Here is an 18765-nt window from a genome sequence, read left to right as displayed (position 1 = left end):
TATAATTTACCCCTTTTTAACATCTAAATTTGTCTGGTGAAAAAGTTAGTAATCATAGTGGCTCTTGTCATGTTCCTGAAACCAATACTTCCGGTGGCAGACTACATCGTCAATTATGACTATATCGCAAAGGTACTTTGTGAAAACAAAAACAAACCCGAAATGAAGTGCAACGGAAAGTGTCAATTAATGAAAGAACTGGCCAAAGCTTCCGAACAAGAAAAACCCATTGCGCCCTCCAAAAAAATACAAATTCAAGAAACTGAAGTCTTGTTCTTTCAGGAAATAAACCCAATGCTTCCCGAACAATCTTACTGTAAAGCTAAAAAATTCCTTGGTGACCACTATGCCAATCTATACTTTCACCTAAATAGTGGTACCGTTTTTCATCCGCCAATTTTCTCCGTTTAAACCCTAAACTTTTGTCAATCTCAATCAGGTTGACCGGACAAATCATGTCCACAACACATTGGAAACCCTTCCAATCAAATCTTTACTATCTAAAATGTACAAAAATGAAAACCTTATTTAACTATACGCTTGCCTTCTTTTTATTGGCCTCAACCCTTATTTCTTGTTCTTCTGACGACAACAATACTACCACAGATGAATTAGCCAACCTTACTAAATTCAAAGAAATTACTAACGACACGCATACCATCGAATTGTATTCGCCCATCGGAAGTCTGGAACAAGGCTACAACGAAATCGCCCTTAGAATCAAAAACAATACTACCGATGAGTATGTTACCAGTGCCGAAGTCAGCTGGATGCCCATCATGCACATGGCAATGATGAACCATTCTTGCCCAAAATCGACTGTAGAAAAAACAACCCCAAACGGCACTTTGTATAAAGGCTATATCGTATTCCAAATGGCCCAAAACACCTCCGAATACTGGGATTTAAAAATCGATTATACCCTCAACGGAACAACTTTTTCTGCAACTACTCTCCTAGACGTGCCGGCTTCAGCAACCCGAAGAGTGAATACTTTTACCGGAACAGACAGTGCAAAATACATCGTGGCTTATGCCGAACCGCATCACCCAAAAGTAGCGATTAACGATATCGTTTTGGGCGTTTGGAAAATGCAGGACATGATGAACTTTCCGGTGGTGGATGGTTACACCGTAAAAATCGACCCGAGAATGCCAAGTATGGGCAACCACAGTTCCCCCAACAATGTCGACGCGACCCAAAAAGCAAACGGCGGTTTATACGAAGGAAAACTGTCCCTAACCATGACCGGTTACTGGAAAATCAACTTGCAATTGTTGAATGCAGATGGCGTTGTTTTAAAAGGCGAAACCATCACCGACACCGTGTTGGAAAGCAGCCTTTTCTTCGAACTCGAATTCTAAATCCATCTCCAAAAGGACTCGCTTAAAACGAGTGAGTCCTTTTTAAATCTAACTGTGATGAAAAATATTATCCTGTTGCTGTTATGCAGTGGCTTCTTTTCTTATGCGCAAGAAGTTAAAGATTCCTTGGTCCCCAAAGATTTAAAAGAAGTCATCGTCATTGGCAAAAAAACCCAAATTCACGAGAAACAAAGCAAGTCGCTGGCCTCCATCGATGAGTTTCTCGACAAAGGAAGCAAAGTCGATATGGTCAAACGTGGCGCATATGCCTGGGAACCCATACTCAACAGCATGGCGACCGAAAGAACCTTAATCACCATCGACGGTATGCGGATTTTTGGTGCTTGTACCGATAAAATGGACCCGATTACTTCCTATATCGAAGTGTCTAATCTTTCGGAAGCCACAGTCAATTCAGGCCAACAAGGCAGTTGTTTCGGGTCTACCATTGGCGGCGCGATTGATTTGAAACGCACACAAAGCAAATTCGGCCAACCTCTTTGGAGCTTTGGTCTCAACTCCGGTTTTGAGTCAAACAACCGCCAAAAAATCATCGGTTCGTCAGTCAACTATGCCGACAGCACTTATTATATTGATACCGATGTGATGTTTCGTGAAGCAGATAACTACGCCGCCGGAAACGAGAAAAAAATCCTGTATTCCCAATTCCGAAAGCTGAATCTCTCCGCCACTTCGGGTTTTAAATTCAGCCAAAACAAACTACTCGAAGCTTCGGTCATTTATGACAAAGCCACCGATGTGGGTTATCCGGCTTTGCCTATGGACGTGTCTTTGGCGGAAGCCTTAATTACCTCCGTCAAATATGTAGTGCTGCCCAAATCACCTTGGCTGAAAGACTGGGAAACCAAAGGCTACTTCAACACCATCACCCACCGCATGGACGATACCACACGCCCATCGGTTCCCATTCACATGGACATGCCGGGCTGGAGCAAAACCCTTGGGCTGTATTCCAAAATCAATGGTGTAAAAAACAACCACCATTTTTTGGGGAATCTCAATTCGTTTTACAACCAGTCCGTAGCCGAAATGACCATGTATCCTGCTGACCCCAATGAAAACAGCATGTTCATGTACACTTGGCCCGATGTCCGCACTTTCTACACCGGTTGGTTTGTAGAAGACCATTGGGTATTCAATTGCCATTCGGGGTTGAAAATGTCGGTGTCCTTCGGCAGTCATACCAATAAGGTGGCGAGTGATTTCGGCCTGCAAAGTCTGCAGATTTTTTACCCCGTAATGCAAGCGCAAAAATCGCGTTTCCTAAAAAGTCTGGCGGCCAATTACAACTTCACCAAAAACGGTTGGGAATACGGCTTGGGGTTAGGTTATGGCGAAAGAGCACCATCAGTGTCTGAAGGATATGGTTTCTATCTGTTCAACAGCTCCGACCGTTTTGACTATGTGGGCAACCCGAATTTAAAAAATGAAAAATCTTGGGAAAGCAATGCATTCATTGGGTACAAAAAAGAGCAAATCAAGGCCAAAATCACAGCCTCTTATTTCCACATCAACAATTATATCATTGGCAACCCTGTGGAATCATTAGTACCGATGACCATTGGAGCCAATGGGGTGAAATTGTACACAGCTTTGAATTATGCGACGATTTTTAATGTCGATTTTAATTCGGAATGGACCCTAAACCAACACTGGAAATGGAATATAAACTTGTTGTACAGTTTGGGAAAAGAGAGCAACCACGATAATTTACCACTCATCAACCCGTTGAGTTACCGAACCGCTTTGACTTTTACCCAAAACCGTTTCAATGCCAATTTAGAAGGCGTGGGCCATGCGACTCAAACCCAATTTGGCTCAGCCTATGGAGAAACCAAAACACCCGATTTTGCTTTACTCAACGCTAATTTCGGTTATAAATTTGTATTGCCGGGAAGTCTGCTGTATACCAAGTTGGGGATTGAAAACCTGCTGGATACCTTCTACACCACCTATGCCGATTGGAACAAAATCCCACGCATGGGAAGAAATATTTTCCTCAACCTCAACTACAGCTTTTAACACCATAACCTAATATTTTTAATTACTTTAGCGTCCTAATCATCAAACTAAAATTATGAGGAATGCAAAAATCACTTTGCTACTGGCTTCTGTCTTACTAACAGCTTGTAGCCAAAAAGAACTCACTTCGGGTATCAACAAAAAGAATATGGACACGCTGGTCAAACCCGGCGATAACTTTGCCGCTTATGTCAACGGTGCTTGGATGAAAACCGCCAAGATTCCGGCAGACAAAGCTTCTTACGGTGCTTTTGACATGCTGTACGACCAGTCGCAAAAAGACGTGAAAGCCATCATCGAAGAAGCCGCCAAAGGCAACAATGCCGAAGGTTCCGACGAACAAAAAATCGGAGACTACTACGCCTCGTTTATGGACCGAAAAGGCCGTGATGCGAAAGGCGTAGCACCAATCCAACCGGAATTAAACGCTATCGACGCCATAGCTTCTTATGATGACTTGGCCGCTTATTTCGGGAAAGCCAACCGCAATGGAGTAGCCATTCCGTTTAATGTTTCGGTCTATACCGACTTTAAAGATCCAACCAAATACACTTTAATCACTTGGCAAGCTGGTTTAGGTATGCCGGAAAGAGAATACTATTTGGCTACCGATGCCAAGATGACCGACATCCGCAAAAAATATGTAGCGCATATCGAAAAGATGTTCCAATTGGCCAACCTGCCTAATGGAGCTCAAAGTGCCGCCACCATCATGGCTTTGGAAACTACTTTGGCTGCCAATCACATGAAAAAAGAAGACACACGCGACATTGTAAAATTGTACAATGCTTACGCCGTAAAAGATTTAAAAACCCTAATGCCTGATTTCAACTGGAATGCCATGTTGAAAAATGCCGGTGTTGACCAAGAGAAAAAATTAGTCGTAACTCAGGTAGCATACACCAAAAGCCTGAACAACATCATCAAAAGCACCCCAATTGACACTTGGAAAACCTATTTGAAATGGGGTGTGATTAACAAATCAGCCGGAAGTTTGACCACCGCTTTAGACAATCAAAACTTTGAATTTTACGGCAAAACCTTATACGGTACCGAGAAACAACAGGAAGATTGGAAACGCGCGGTAGAAACGGTAAACGGTGGTTTAGGAGAAATCGTAGGGAAAGTGTATGTCAAAAAACACTTCTCGCCCGAAGCCAAAGAACGCATGACGGGTATGGTAAAAAACCTCTTGAAAGCCTATGCCGAAAGCATCAAAACCTTAGATTGGATGAGTGAAGCGACGAAGAAAGAAGCCTTGAAAAAGGTCGACAACTTTATGATTAAAATTGGCTACCCTGACAAGTGGAGAGATTACTCAGCCCTTAAAATAGCTAAAAACGATTTTTACGGTAACGGTGTCCGTGCCGCCGAATTTGAATACAACCGACAATTGGCCAAACTGGGTAAACCGGTAGACAGAAGCGAATGGGGCATGAACCCGCAAACGGTCAACGCGTACTACAACCCATCGTTAAACGAGATTGTATTCCCGGCCGCCATTTTAAAACCGCCTTTCTTTGATTTGAATGCCGATGATGCCGTAAACTATGGCGGCATCGGAGCGGTTATCGGTCACGAAATTGGTCACGGTTTTGACGACCAAGGCAGTGCTTTTGACGGCAAAGGCGTGATGAAAAACTGGTGGACACCACAAGACTTAGCCGCTTTCCAAAAGAAAACCGGTGCCTTGGTAGACCAGTACAACAGCTTCAAAGCCTTCCCCGATTTGAATGTGAACGGTGCCTTTACTTTGGGCGAAAACATAGGCGACTTGGGCGGATTGAGCATTGCCATCAAAGCCTACAAAGCCACCTTAAACGGCAAAGAAGCCCCGGTAATGGATGGCTTCACCGGCATGCAACGCGTGTTCTTAGGCTGGGGACAAGTATGGGCCGAGAAATCCCGCGAGGAAGCCTTGCGCAGTCAAATTGCCTCCGACCCGCACTCACCGGCTCTTTTCCGCGTCAACGGTACGGTACGCAACATCCCGGAGTTCTACGAAGCGTTTAACATCAAACCCACAGATTCACTATATCTTGCACCTGAAAAGCGGGTGAAGATTTGGTAATAAAAAACATTTTATAATAAAAACCCTGACGGAGACGTTGGGGTTTTTTGTTTTGCACATTTTGTCACCCTGAGCGCAGTCGAAGGGTCGAAGGGCATTGTTCATAAATTTTGCTACTTGTGCTAACAATTGTAAGCATACAAATCCCCTCAATTTCTTAAATTAGTAAACAAAAAACCAAAGCAATGCAAGAACAAAAAAACAACTCAGGATTTGAATATTGGGATTTCATCGAAAAACATTATCCACTTTATTATAGCTGCGATGATGTGTTACTTAGCGATATCTTGACTCGAAAACTAAACGGTCAAGAAATCTGCGAAGAAGATGAAGAATACATTGAAGGATGGAATGTAAAAGAAGAACTTTTGAAATTAGACACGGAATTATTTAGAAGGGCTTTAGAAAACTATTTTAGTAAAATATTTAAAGATAAATAATTATCCAACTGACATCTTAGCCGAAGCTTTCCAAAGATAATTTGGAATTGGTTCACTAAGTTCCCACTTCACATTCATCGGTTTTGACCCTTCTGTATCTTTAAAAGTACCTTCACCTATAAAAACATAACCCATTGTATTCTTATTTTCATCGTTTGCCTTCTCTCTGACAAAAAGTAATATTTTTTTATTATTTACAAGATGATTTATATAGGATTGCCCTTTAACGGTTTCAGGTCCATAAGCATTATGCGACTGCCAATGAAATAACGTTTCACTTATTGCATAATCATCATACATTGTTGTGGGTGAAAAGTTCTCTTCTGATTTAATTAAATTAATAAAAAGTATTTCTGTATTCAAACTTTTATTTTCGGCAGCACCTTCTCTATTAGATGATTTTTTCTCAAAAGTACTTAACCTAAATGCAGCTAGTATTTGATCTCTTGTATATCGTGCATGTAATTTTAAAGGTTGCTTATAAGGTAATTGGATATCAATTTCTTTAAAATCCACTTTATCAATTAACATCTCCAAAACTTCTATAATCTCTTTTACAAGAATTTTATTTTTACCTATCTGATTTATACTTTTCTCTAAAGAATCAAATCCTCCTTCGTTTTGCCAAACATCGTAATGCAACATCAACAACATAGTTTTTTCATTTTCATCGAAATCATTTATCTTTATATTGAATCCTTGTTTCGCAATCTTTAAAATAAAATTGAAATAACTAGTAGAGTTGGTAGACAACCATTTATTACTAATTGCCGAGTAGATTTGTTTTTCATTTGTAATTTCAAAATCATCTATCACACCAGCTCTTTGACACAATCTTGTCCAACTATACTTTTTATAAATAGTTTCAATTGGAATGTGATATAATTCTATGAAATTCTTTAGCGTTAAATCTAAAGTAGTTTGATGCTGAAAATTTATAATTTTAGTTATCAGTTGGTTTACATTTAAGGAAGTAGCCTTTTTAATATTTTCAAGGATTGTTTCTTTTGTTTTTTTCTCTAGTACAATTGAACAACCTAGTGGTAAATGTGGAAAATCATCTTCAATTTCTTTTTGAACCGAAGTTGTTGTTTTACCAATTAACGCTCTAAATTTACTTTCAAAGTCATACTCAGGTCTGGCATTTCCAACAAAATCCAAAACAGTTAAACAATCTTTTCCTTCTGCTAAACGCAAACCCCTTCCTAACTGTTGAAGGAAAACCGTTAAACTTTCTGTTGGTCTCAAAAACAAAACTGTATCTATCTTCGGTATATCTACTCCTTCATTAAAAATATCAACTACAAACAAATAATTAAATTCTTTTTTCTTGAATTGCGCTCTAATTTTATCTCTTTCATTAGCGTTTTTACTGGTCAAACATTCTGCTTTCAATCCTGCCAAATTAAACTTCTCAGTCATGAAAATGGCATGTTCAACCGTTACACAAAAACCAATAGCACGAACATCATTTAAATCATTTGTGTATTTATCAAGATTATTAATTATCTCACCAACCCTAACATTATTTTTGGTGTATATACTTGTCAATTCACTAGCAACATATTTGCCTTTCTCCCATTTTACATTAGTTAAATCAATGCTATCGGTAATTCCGAAATACTGAAAAGGGCATAATAATTTTTGATTTAATGCTTCGGGAAGTCTTATTTCGGCAGCTATTCTGTTACAGAAATCTTCTAAAATATCTGCTCCATCCATTCTTTCAGGAGTTGCGGTCAATCCTAAAAGAACTTTTGGTTTAAAATAATTTATTATTGGCCTATAAGTGTTGGCAGAAATATGATGTACCTCATCTACAATTATAAAATCATAATATTCAGGGGTCAAATTAATGTCTTTAAGTCTATTATTTAAAGTTTGAACAGAAGCAAAGACAAACTCATTGCTAGTTGGTACAATTCCATCAACCCATAAATCCCCGAAATTATTGTCTTTTAATACTCCTTGAAATGTTGCTCTTGCTTGTTGTAATATCTCTTTTCTGTGAGCTACAAAAAGAAGCTTAGAAGATTTGTTATTGCTTTTAAAGTTTTTATAATCAAATGCAGAAATCACAGTTTTTCCAGTTCCTGTTGCTGCAACCAATAAGTTTCTAAATCTATTATGAACTGTTCGTTCAACCTCTAACTTCTCAAGGATTTCACTTTGGTAATGAAATGGTTTGATATCGAAGTTTGCTGTGGTGAATTTAAATTCTTTTGAAAATCTACCTTGCTTTAAAGCATCAACTAACTTTTCAGAATGAATGTTTTTATCATATAACTCAAATTCTTGATTTTGCCAATATGCCTCAAATGTTTTCTTAAACTTATCGATAATATGCCCAACTTCCTTGGTGGTGATTTTTAAATTCCATTCTAAACCATCTGTTAATGCAGAACGAGAAAAATTGGAAGAGCCAATATAAGCAGTATGAAAACCTGTATTTCTTTGGAATAAATATGCTTTTGCATGCAATCTTTCATTTCCTGTATTATAAGAAACTTTAACTTCCGTGTTTTCTAGAGACGACAAAAACTCTACTGCTTTCGCATCCGTTGCACCTATATAAGTAGTTGTTATAACTCTTAATTGACCACCTCTATTGGTAAATTCTCTTAGCTCTTTTTCAAGAATCCGAATACCTTTCCATTTGATGAATGAAACCAGTAAATCTATTTTGTCAGATGATAAAATTTCCTTCCTTAATTCACTCTCAAGTGTTGTTCCTGTATTTCCTCCTGTAAAAAGCTCACTGTGAATCAGCCTTGTGTAAGGTGTTATTTCTTTAAGATGTAACCCGAAATCCGTAAAATGAGCATCTACTTTACTAAATACCGCCTTTAAAATCTTACCCTCAGTCTCAATCAAATCATCCTCAAACTCTTCTTTTTTTAATTCTTCTTTTAAAAAAAGAATAATCTTATTGGCAATCTCTATTTGAGTTTCTAAAATATCTTGTCCTTTAATTAAAGTAAAAGCATGTCTAATTGTTTTCCCAATATGTTGAGACAATAACTGTGCTGCCTCGGCCTTATCAATTGAAACTTTTTCTATATGAAAAGTGTCTTTATCAAGTTCATTTATTTTTAAATTAATTAGTTTAGTTACTAATTCCTCATAAAGTCCTTGGTTCATAATTCAAGTTTTAAAAATTCATCAACAATTGGTTTATCTGCTTCAGCCCAATCCAAACTCTTGAGTTCTGATTTATCTAATAATTTATAATCTTTATGTTCCGATAATTCTATACTACCTTTAATATAATTTGCAACAAAAGGAATTAGGTTAATTTCAAACGCTCCATAATCATGAACAACATTAGAAAGCTTTTTTAAAACATCTATTTCAATATTTATCTCTTCCTTTATTTCTCTTTTTATGCATTCTATTTCGTTTTCATTCTCCTCTAGTTTACCGCCTGGAAACTCCCATTTCAATGGCAACTTCATTATTTCACTCCTTTGAGTAACTAAAATTTTATTTTCAATTATTATAATTGCACAAGTAACATTAATCATACTTTGGAATTTTTATAAACTTAAGCATAATTAATAACGTAACCAAAACCCGACAGCGCGGAATCACAATCCCTGCTTATCACCAAACCCCAAACTATTCAACCCACCAAAAATCCGTGACAATCAGTCCCATCCGTGTCATCCGTGTGCCATCCACTCAACACTATCAAAGAGCTTTCACCCTCTCTTCAACCACCCCGTAACACTCATTCTCGCCACATTCGTCACCAACACCTCATGTTCCAATTCATTACTCCTAAAAAACACGGTCTTCCCCGCATTGGGTGAAATGGTTTGGTTCGTTGGGTTTTGGTAAATCTGTAATTCGCCACCGTCTTTGGTTTCCCAATCGGGGTTTAAATAGCTAATCATCGAGAACTGTCGGTTAGAATTGTCTTGAAACTGGTCAAGATGCCTTTTATAAAAATCACCCGCTTCATACAACGAATAATGAAACTCATAACCCGTAATTCCGGTGTAGCAACTTTCATTTAAATAAAGTACAAAAGCATCCATCTTTTCAAAGAAAGCATTCTCATGAATGTTGTTGTGCTTTTTATCCAACCAATAAATCACATCGCTCCGCACTTGACTATCGTGTTGGAGTTTTTGGTCGTTGCCAATGCCGGCCTTTTCCAACAAATGGCTAGCCTGCAACGCAAGTATGTTCTCTTTCAAATGCTGACACAAACCCGCACTCAAAAAATCCTCAGCTATCCCCACTTTGTTTTCAATAAAACTGCTAATCAATCTTTCAAAACTATCTTCCATCACACACCCCAACTTGATTTGACAAGTTCTCCGTTAAGGTAGTCTATTTAAACCGCATAACCTCTCTTCCCTTATCCCTTTTCCCTTATCCCTCACTTTTCCCCACCAACCAAATCATTATTTCTTTAACTTTACCTCACTAAACCAATAGCTTATGAGATCCAAACACACCTTTATAACGCTTATAGCCATCGCTTTATCACCCCTATTCAGCTTTAGCCAAATCACCATCACCAACACTGCCGAAGTAGCCAAAATCAAACAAGGCACTACCTACTTCGCCATGAAAGATCCTGCTTCACCCAAAGCAGCAGCATACGTCGATGCCATCAAAAAGGCCTGGACACTCTCCAAAGTCGAGTGCATCAAATACACCGATGTAGAGAAAAACATCGCGCCCAACAACAGCTTTGTCACCATCGGGGCCAATATGACGACGTCCAACAGCACTTTAGCGTCTACCGAAACCCGCATTTATTTAGAGCTTTGGACCACCAATGGCAAATACACCTACGACCCCAAAAAACGCCGACACTTCAATCAGCAAGATAAAATTGTAGTGGCCACCATAGAACTCTTCGCCGATTTCTTCGCCCAAAACAACCCAAGTGCACTATACAAAATGGACTACGACGCCGACGGTCATTTCAAAAACTGGGGCACCGGTGTGTTGAGCAATTACCTGCAACAGCTTTGTACTTTGTTAGAAAAAGGCAATGAGTGTGCCGCCAAAACGGAAATAGCCAACACTGGTGAATTGCAAAAACTGGCTTCGGCAACCCTGTTCATCCCCGATTATGTGATGATTAAGTTTCCCAAAAATGCCGACGACGAAAGCAAAAAGTACTCCGACAAGGAAATCTTCGACGGCTTTACCCAAGCCTATAAAGTCATGCCCATAGCCGAACTCAACGATAAGATATTCACTAACCCATCACCGTTCTACTACTTACTGTTCATCAAAACCCCCAACGAAAAATTTGTAACGGTAACCAACTCTCAAACCGGGGAAATCATTTACTCAGCCTATACCGCCTCCGCCACCAATTTCAAATCAAGCGATTTAAAAGAAATACAAAAAAAGGCTTCAAAAAAATAGTCCCCGCACAATCCAAATATATGCGAGGACCTAACTAAAAAATTACATTACTTAACATTAATAGCACTTCACAGGTTGTGTGATATCTTCTTTAATCCATAAAATCTTTGTGAAAATCGACCTTACCTCCTTCAATTAGGCATGAACTTTGGAGGAGGGGTTGAACAAGGTCGGTAAATCAATTTTGGTATCTGGCTTATTTTGTTGGTGGTTAATACAATTATTCTCATGAAAGGCAATTACGGCTTTAGGCTAATTTGCTATATCAATTTTAACCATAAAAAGCTTTCTAAAGTTACAAATTCGCCCAAATGCCTTATTGCTTCGTTAAACAAGCTTTTCCCATAGACAAATGATAGCTTAGACTATAAAACAGTAAGCTCTTCAAGCCCATACGAACAGCTTCTTTCTTCCCCTTTTAAAACTTCAGGCTAAAAAAATACCATTTATATAAAATTATGTAATAAGAGGGTCTAAATATTATGATTATAATAAAAATGAATTGTGACCCCTATTTTTAATACCCTTGTTTTTAATATTTAAATATTGTTTTTTAATTTTACCCTAAATTAAAAAGGGTATATTTAAAATGAAAATCGAAAAGCGCTGGATTGTTTCTTTCCTTATCATTACTTTAGTCGCCATCTCGGGCTTATTCTGGCCTGAAAAACTAGCCGAAAACAACAACGCATTCAATGCCGTAGACACCATCAACTTTGCCGATGTGGCTTGGTTGCTCACCGCTTCTTGTTTGGTTTTATTAATGACGCCGGGCTTGGCATTCTTTTACGGCGGTATGGTCGGCAAAAAGAATGTCATTTCCACCATGCTCAAAAGTTTTATCTGTTTGGGTGTCATCAGTTTGCTTTGGGTTACGGTTGGTTTTTCGCTTTCTTTCGGCGCCCCGATTGGCCCAACGATTAACGGTGTTCACTATGGCATCATTGGCAACCCATTTGATTTTGCTTTCTTTAGCTATGTCGAAATGCACCCGCACAAGACCATGGCTTCTTCAATACCTTTTATTTTGTTTGCTTTGTTCCAAATGAAATTTGCAGTCATAACACCGGCCATCATCACCGGCGCCCTCGCGGAACGCATCCGTTTCATCTCCTTTTTGCTCTTTATTTGTTTGTTTACCCTTTGTATTTATACGCCTTTATGTCACATGATTTGGCACCCAAACGGTCTCTTGGGCAGCTTCTTCGGCGTAAAGGACTTTGCAGGTGGAACAGTCGTTCACATGAGCGCCGGGTTTGCGGCTTTGGCTGGTGTTTTAGTTTTAGGCAAAAGAAAAAACAGCGAGCACATTCCCACCAACATCCCGTTCGTCTTACTAGGCACCGGCATGCTATGGTTCGGCTGGTTCGGTTTCAATGCTGGTTCGGCTTTGGCGGCCAATGCTACAGCTGCCATGGCTTTTGCCACCACCACGATTTGTTCGGCTTCAGCCATGCTGACTTGGGTGTTCTTCGACCGAATGAACGGACGTAAAGTATCGGCACTCGGTGCTTGTATTGGTGCCGTGGTTGGATTGGTAGTCATTACGCCATCGGCTGGTTATGTAACCATTCCGCAAAGTATTTTCTTCGGATTCATTGGCGCCATAGTCTCCAACAAAATGGTCTACTGGAAAAAACTCAAACAAATTGACGACACCCTTGACGTGTTCGCCTGTCACGGCGTAGGCGGCATTATGGGAATGATCCTAACAGCCATCTTTGCCAAAGGAGAAAACGCCAGTTTGTTATACGGCGGCTGGAACATCTTTGGGCACCACATGTTGGCTCTGGTTTTGGTTTCGGTATTTACGTTTGGCGGTGCTTATTTGTTGTTCAAACTAACCAACATCATCATCCCAATACGCGTTTCAGAAGAATCAGAAAACATGGGCTTAGACTTGTCGCAACACGGAGAGGCTTTTTAAATAAGCTACCGTCAGTTCGAGTGATTTCAGCTCATGGCTCACATGAGATGAAATAGTATCGAGAACCTATTCCTCCAACAACAAATTCGCCAAAGCATTATCCCTATCGTAAATGTCTTTGTGGAAATTAATCACGCCTTCATCATCTACCCAAGATGTAAAGTATCCAATATACACCGGGATTTTATCCTTCAACGTATACCATTTTTCTTTACCGCCATTCATGGCCGCATCAATCTTTTCAGGAGTCCAATTGGGGTCGTCTTGCAAAATGAGTTTGGCCAATTCTTTGGGCTTTTCCACCCGAATACACCCATGGCTAAACGCTCTTTTCTCTTGGCTGAATAAGTTCTTGGCCGGCGTATCATGTAAGTAAATATTATTGGAATTCGGGAATAAAAACTTCACCAAACCCAACGAATTGTTCGGGCCGGGTTTTTGACGAATCATTTCGCCTTTCCATTCCATGTTGTGTTGGGCCAAATAGTTTTTATTCTTCTTAATCGCCGGAAGGATTTCTTTGTCGCGGATGCTTTTCGGCACATTCCAATACGGACTAAAAACAACATAACTCATCATCCCGCTAAAAATAACCGTTTCATTCAAAGCGGTTCCCACTACTACATTTGAAATCAAGGCCGCTTTTCCTTCCTTAAAATAAGTCAGGCGATACGATGGAATATTCACCACGATAAACTCTTTGGCTTTAGTAATGTCTTTCGAAATCCAACGACAGCGCTCCATGTTAACGATAATCGTCTTGATGCGATCACTAATCGGCACATTCATTTCGGCGATGTGTTTGGACAAAATGATTTTATCTTCCGAAAAGCCATTGCGCTTTTTGTACTTCAATACCGCTTGCTGCAGCGGTTCGTCATAAACCGTACTCTTTGAATCGGCCGCAATATCTTCCGTCAAAAACAATCGCGCCCTGATTTGCGCCACCAAGTCGGAACTGTCTCCGGGTTTCAATGGTTTGAAGTCTGTTGGAACATCAATCGCTTTCCAACCTCCGTTTTTTTCCAAGGCGCGGTATTTTTGCAACACACTTTTAAGCTTGTAGTATTGACCAATCAATTGTTCTTTGTTGTCAATCAGTTTGGGGTCAATCAACAATGAATCCAAGTATGCCACATAAGATTGTTTTTTTCGGGGCAAATACCACCCTAACTCATCCGATTTACTGTCATCAATGCCCTGAAGCACTTTGTTGGTATAATAAAAATAGTAATTGGTCAAAAACAACTCAACGTCAAGGTTAGGCTTGGATGCTGTTTTTTGGAACATACCGTCCAGGACTTCTTTATAGGGAACTTTAGCCAAAAGACCGTCTTCAAACAAATTGTTCAACTTGTTGTAAATGACTTCGGCGGTTTCTTTTCGGCCTTTCTTGTCATACCAAATAAAATTGTATTGGTTTTTTTGATAGAGCATTACAGCCTGCTGTTGGTACAAAACCAACTTCGGATACTTGGCATAAAAAACCTTAATCTGTGTGCTGTCAAACGACAAAGCGATATCTTCCGAACGAAACTTACTGTTCAGAGCGGTTGCCGACGTTGTTTTACCCTCTTCTTTTTTGGCACAATACCAACCGGTCAGAGAGAAGCCCAAGACCATCATTATAAAAAATCCGCCAAACCATTGCTTGCTTTTCATACCAATTTTGAAATTATTTTCATAAAATTACAAAAACTAATGGCTTTAAACTAACGGCAAGTATTATATTTACTACACCAAAAAACAACAACTAAACAATACAATATCATGAAAAAAGCAGTAATCCTATTGATAGCATTAATCACAACTTCCACTATAACCGCTCAAGTTAAAGCCAAAACTCCGGTAGTTGACCCGAAAGAACAAATCAACAAAACGCTCGATGCTTGGCACAAAGACGCTGCCGAAGCCAACTTTAAAAACTACTTCGACGCAATGACAGACGACTCCATTTTTATTGGAACTGACGCAACCGAGCATTGGGATAAAACCGCTTTTCAGGCTTTTGCCAAACCTTATTTCGACAAAGGAAAAGCTTGGAACTTTACGGCACTTGAAAGACACCTTTACTTCAGCAGTGATAAAAAAATCGCTTGGTTTGATGAATTACTCGATACCCAAATGAAAATCTGTCGCGGTTCGGGCGTGATGGTTTTAGTCAAAGGAAAGTGGAAAATAAAACACTATGTCCTTTCGATGACTGTCCCGAACGACAATATAGACCAAGTCATTGAAGTCAAAGCGCCTATCGAAGACGAACTTATCTCGACCCTTAGAGAAAAGAAAAAATAATTTTCTCCTACTTGTAAATCCATAGTCATTCTTTTCTCGTAATTGAGAACAAGAACCCAATTGATTATGGATATCAACAAAAAAATTAATAGGCTTTTTAGCGCAGCAGTTTTTATATTCTTGTTGCTTTTGGTTTTTTTGGCTTATTCCCTAGCCCTGTTTGCTCCTATATAAAACTCAGCTTTTAGTATTTAAGCTCCGGGTATCATCCTGTATAAATACCATGTTAGTTTTGTTTTTGTTTAAAGAAAAGCGTCGCTTCCAATGTGGCGCTTTTTGATTGTTAGCCGAATTCTTTTCCCGTATTGCAGTTTTTTTTGCTTTTGTAAAAACCAAAAATCATTTCGGCTCGTAAATGAAGGAAACGCAAAAACAATTCACCATGACAATTCACAAAACCGTAAAAAAAGTAATCTTGAGTATACTGGGAATAGTACTCTTGTTATTTGGTATTTTGGTTTACCACATTGCCAATGCCAGACCTGTTGGATCGGTTGAAAATGCAACTATTCAAATAAGCCGCATCGATTTTGACCAACCTTTTGATTCCCTTAGCACACTTGCTGTTAAAAAGAATTTACAAAGCATTCCGGGTGTTAAAAGCGACATCATCGTCAAGAGAAATGTGGTCGTTTACTTTCACGACAACACCATTGCCGACTCCAAAAAAGTGTACGACGAATTAATGACCAAAGGCAATTATAAAGCCGAACGCTTTTTACTACCGCCGAGTTTGGCCGCTAAACAAGTTTGTCCTGTAATGAAAAAAGACAGTTTCAAATACAAGTTCAGCAAATTTATCCAAGGAATTTTTAATTAATCTTCAAATTATATCATTATGAAAAAGTATTCAAAATTAGCACTCAGTGCTTTAGTATTCGGAGCGATGATCTTCACTTCGTGCAGCAGTGACGATGATTCAAATCCACCCGCAACACCTTCTATCTATGAAAGATTAGGCGGAACTACTATGGTTGCCGACCCCGATAATCCGGGTCAAATGATTGAACAAGGTCGTTTGAGTTACCGCAAAGTAGTAAACTCAACTGTAGGTTTAATCGTGGCCGACATTCAAGCCAATGCTTCAGGAAATTTGGGCGCGCATTTTGCTCCGATTTTAGGGGAAGTGGGTGCCGGAAACACTACCAATTTAGCCATATTGGTAGACAATCTTACCGACTTCTTTTCGTTCAACACCGGAGGAACCAACGCGGTAAACACCTATTCAGGTTTGGATATGGTAACAGCGCACAACCCTTCATTGAACCCAAGAATGGGAACTACTTCTTCGGATGCCAACTACACTAAATTTGTGGGCTATGTCGGAGCAGCAGCCAATCAAAACGGAGTAGCAGCCAATACACAATTGTATGCCGATATTGTAGCGGTATTAGAATCACTAAGAGATCCGATTGTTCAATAATAATGGATTGCCTTTAAAGAAAAAACGCTACTTTTTGAGTAGCGTTTTTTTATTATTTAAGATTTTCCAGCATCTCAACTGTCATAGAAGCCAAGTCGAATTTGTGCTTCCAATTCCAGTCTTTTTGCGCCGCACTGTCATCTATCGAGGCCGGCCAACTGTCAGCAATCTTCTGACGGAAATCGGGTTGATAAGAAATGGTAAAATCGGGAATGTGTTTTTTGATTTCGGCAGCGATTGCTGACGGGGTAAAACTTACTCCGGCCAAGTTATACGAAGAACGGATTTTAATACTCTCACTCGGCGCTTGCATAATTTCTACCGTCGCTCTAATCGCATCATCCATATACATCATCGGCAAAGCCGTATCTTCTGAAAGGAAACACTCGTATTTTCCGTCTTTCAAGGCTTTGTGGTAAATGTCTACTGCATAATCAGTCGTGCCGCCACCCGGTTCGGTCGACCAACTGATTAACCCCGGATAACGAATGCTTCGCACGTCTACACCGTAAATGTTATGGTAATATTCACACCATCTTTCACCCGTTTGTTTGCTGATTCCGTACACGGTTGTCGGTTCCATAATGGTGTATTGCGGCGTATTGATTCTTGGGGTTGTAGGCCCGAAAACGGCTATACTCGAAGGCCAGAATATCTTTTTGATTTTGCCGGCTTTCGCCAAATTTAATACATGGAACAAAGAGTTCATATTCAAATCCCAGGCAAAAGCAGGATTCTTTTCAGCCGTAGCGGAAAGCAATGCGGCCATCAAATACACATCGGTGATTTGGTACTGTTCGATTAAATGCTCAATCTGATTGTAATCTAAAGCATTGACTACTTCAAAAATACCTTCGTTAACAATATCAATATTCAACTTTCGGATGTCGGAAGCCACTACATTATCAACGCCGTAAATGCTTCTTAGTTTTTTGGTCAGCTCGGTTCCGATTTGTCCGCAAGCGCCAATAATTAGAATTTTTGTACTCATTTAGTTTGTGTGTTTTATTCCACTTCGTTCCATGCCGTTGCTATGTTCGAGTGTCCTGCAAAGATACAGTTTTAAGAAATGTTTCATTACCTAAAAGAGACGTTCTTTTTTAACAAAATTATAATCCGTTTAAGTGTCTCATTCTGAAGTTTCCTTTTACCTTTGTACCTTTACGACTTAAATTGATTTCAATGAAGATACGTTTTTATGCTTTGGTTTTAATGCTGCTGTGTCTGGTTTGCTTCGCCAGTTCACTGATGCTCGTGTCCTGTCAGGAAGACCCAAAAATTCGCATCTTAGAACAGCAGAAAGAAGCCAAAAAGCAAGAAGTGATTTTTAATAACATCAGTAAAGGTTGGAACTTCAATAGTCGTCCGGTCAATCTAACGGCCGGTTCATTGACCAACAACTGGACAGAATGGCGCCTATTTTTAAATGAATTAGGTCAAAAGCCCAAAAGTAGCATTGGTGCTTTCAAACAAAAAGCGAGAACCCTTTCTAAAAAAGCCGCCGATTTAAACAACAATATCCCCGGGAAGTTTGCTGTTCCCGAAGTAAAAAGCAGAATTGCTGCGATAAACACCAAAATCAACGCCATCAATCTTTATATCAATTTGCAACAGATTCCCGATTCACAAATTGTAAAGTTGGTACAGGAAATCAACGCCGAAGTGGCTTCTTTACAGTTCCAACTCGATGAAATTACCCGTAAAAGCAACATCAAAATTGAAGAAGGCGAAAACGACATGTTGCGCATGTTGGACACCACGCGTGCTATTCCATCCAAACCTAAAGTACTAAATTCCGTTAAGTAAGC

16 protein-coding genes are annotated in these 18765 nt (G+C 39.5%); 11 read left to right on the top strand and 5 right to left on the bottom strand.

Features of this window, described 5'->3' with window-relative positions; all coding sequences use genetic code 11:
• Window positions 1-36: 36 nt before the first annotated feature.
• The 5 genes from HA632_RS08895 to HA632_RS08875 all read left to right on the top strand — a co-directional run bounded on the left by HA632_RS08895 (window position 37) and on the right by HA632_RS08875 (window position 5918).
• Entirely contained in the window at window positions 37-411 is a 375-nt protein-coding gene (locus HA632_RS08895) for a hypothetical protein (protein ID WP_317174601.1), read from the top strand.
• Window positions 412-515: 104 nt separating this feature from the next.
• Window positions 516-1364: a FixH family protein gene (locus HA632_RS08890; protein ID WP_176306831.1), complete on the top strand. Its 849-nt coding sequence runs from the start codon at window positions 516-518 to the stop codon at window positions 1362-1364.
• A gap of 57 nt (window positions 1365-1421) precedes the next feature.
• Window positions 1422-3407, top strand: a complete 1986-nt coding sequence (locus HA632_RS08885; protein ID WP_176306830.1) for a TonB-dependent receptor — start codon at window positions 1422-1424, stop codon at window positions 3405-3407.
• A gap of 55 nt (window positions 3408-3462) precedes the next feature.
• Window positions 3463-5478, top strand: coding sequence for a M13 family metallopeptidase (locus HA632_RS08880; protein ID WP_176306829.1), 2016 nt, complete (start codon window positions 3463-3465; stop codon window positions 5476-5478).
• 185 nt (window positions 5479-5663) lie between these two features.
• On the top strand, window positions 5664-5918 hold the full coding sequence (locus HA632_RS08875) for a hypothetical protein (RefSeq protein WP_176306828.1): 255 nt from the start codon (window positions 5664-5666) through the stop codon (window positions 5916-5918).
• Here HA632_RS08875 and HA632_RS08870 read toward each other — a convergent pair whose 3' ends face one another.
• The 3 genes from HA632_RS08870 to HA632_RS08860 form a co-directional block, all read right to left on the bottom strand.
• On the bottom strand, window positions 5919-9059 hold the full coding sequence (locus HA632_RS08870) for a DEAD/DEAH box helicase (RefSeq protein ID WP_176306827.1): 3141 nt from the start codon (window positions 9057-9059) through the stop codon (window positions 5919-5921).
• Complete coding sequence (locus tag HA632_RS08865) at window positions 9056-9442, bottom strand: NUDIX domain-containing protein (RefSeq protein WP_176306826.1); 387 nt, start codon at window positions 9440-9442, stop codon at window positions 9056-9058. The genes HA632_RS08870 and HA632_RS08865 overlap by 4 nt, the downstream gene beginning before the upstream one ends.
• A gap of 177 nt (window positions 9443-9619) precedes the next feature.
• Complete coding sequence (locus HA632_RS08860) at window positions 9620-10213, bottom strand: 2OG-Fe(II) oxygenase (RefSeq protein ID WP_176306825.1); 594 nt, start codon at window positions 10211-10213, stop codon at window positions 9620-9622.
• 154 nt (window positions 10214-10367) lie between these two features.
• Between HA632_RS08860 and HA632_RS08855 the strand changes: the two genes are divergently transcribed.
• Both HA632_RS08855 and HA632_RS08850 read left to right on the top strand, forming a co-directional pair.
• Window positions 10368-11312 (top strand): hypothetical protein, encoded by a 945-nt coding sequence (locus tag HA632_RS08855; protein ID WP_176306824.1) that lies wholly within the window; start codon window positions 10368-10370, stop codon window positions 11310-11312.
• 589 nt (window positions 11313-11901) lie between these two features.
• Window positions 11902-13239 carry an ammonium transporter gene (locus tag HA632_RS08850; RefSeq protein ID WP_176306823.1) on the top strand — a complete coding sequence of 446 codons (1338 nt, stop codon included), beginning with the start codon at window positions 11902-11904 and terminating at the stop codon, window positions 13237-13239.
• 66 nt (window positions 13240-13305) lie between these two features.
• On the opposite strand, the gene HA632_RS08845 is transcribed toward HA632_RS08850, so the two are convergent.
• A complete protein-coding gene (locus tag HA632_RS08845) occupies window positions 13306-14901 on the bottom strand; it encodes a murein L,D-transpeptidase (RefSeq protein ID WP_228778766.1) in 1596 nt (531 codons plus the stop codon).
• Between the two features lie 108 nt (window positions 14902-15009).
• Between HA632_RS08845 and HA632_RS08840 the strand changes: the two genes are divergently transcribed.
• The 3 genes from HA632_RS08840 to HA632_RS08830 all read left to right on the top strand — a co-directional run bounded on the left by HA632_RS08840 (window position 15010) and on the right by HA632_RS08830 (window position 16957).
• On the top strand, window positions 15010-15534 hold the full coding sequence (locus HA632_RS08840) for a nuclear transport factor 2 family protein (RefSeq protein ID WP_176306822.1): 525 nt from the start codon (window positions 15010-15012) through the stop codon (window positions 15532-15534).
• Window positions 15535-15916: 382 nt separating this feature from the next.
• Window positions 15917-16354 (top strand): hypothetical protein, encoded by a 438-nt coding sequence (locus tag HA632_RS08835; protein ID WP_176306821.1) that lies wholly within the window; start codon window positions 15917-15919, stop codon window positions 16352-16354.
• A gap of 18 nt (window positions 16355-16372) precedes the next feature.
• Entirely contained in the window at window positions 16373-16957 is a 585-nt protein-coding gene (locus HA632_RS08830; protein ID WP_176306820.1) for a hypothetical protein, read from the top strand.
• A 52-nt stretch (window positions 16958-17009) separates the two neighbouring features.
• On the opposite strand, the gene HA632_RS08825 is transcribed toward HA632_RS08830, so the two are convergent.
• Window positions 17010-17948 (bottom strand): L-threonine 3-dehydrogenase, encoded by a 939-nt coding sequence (locus tag HA632_RS08825; protein WP_176306819.1) that lies wholly within the window; start codon window positions 17946-17948, stop codon window positions 17010-17012.
• A 191-nt stretch (window positions 17949-18139) separates the two neighbouring features.
• Between HA632_RS08825 and HA632_RS08820 the strand changes: the two genes are divergently transcribed.
• A complete protein-coding gene (locus tag HA632_RS08820; RefSeq protein ID WP_228778765.1) occupies window positions 18140-18763 on the top strand; it encodes a hypothetical protein in 624 nt (207 codons plus the stop codon).
• Window positions 18764-18765 lie beyond the last annotated feature (2 nt).

Origin of the sequence: Flavobacterium sp. J49 (assembly GCF_011742145.1) — a bacterium.
Lineage (GTDB): Bacteria > Bacteroidota > Bacteroidia > Flavobacteriales > Flavobacteriaceae > Flavobacterium.
The sequence above is the reverse complement of the archived record's forward strand: the minus strand, read 5'-3'. Positions and strand labels throughout refer to the sequence as shown.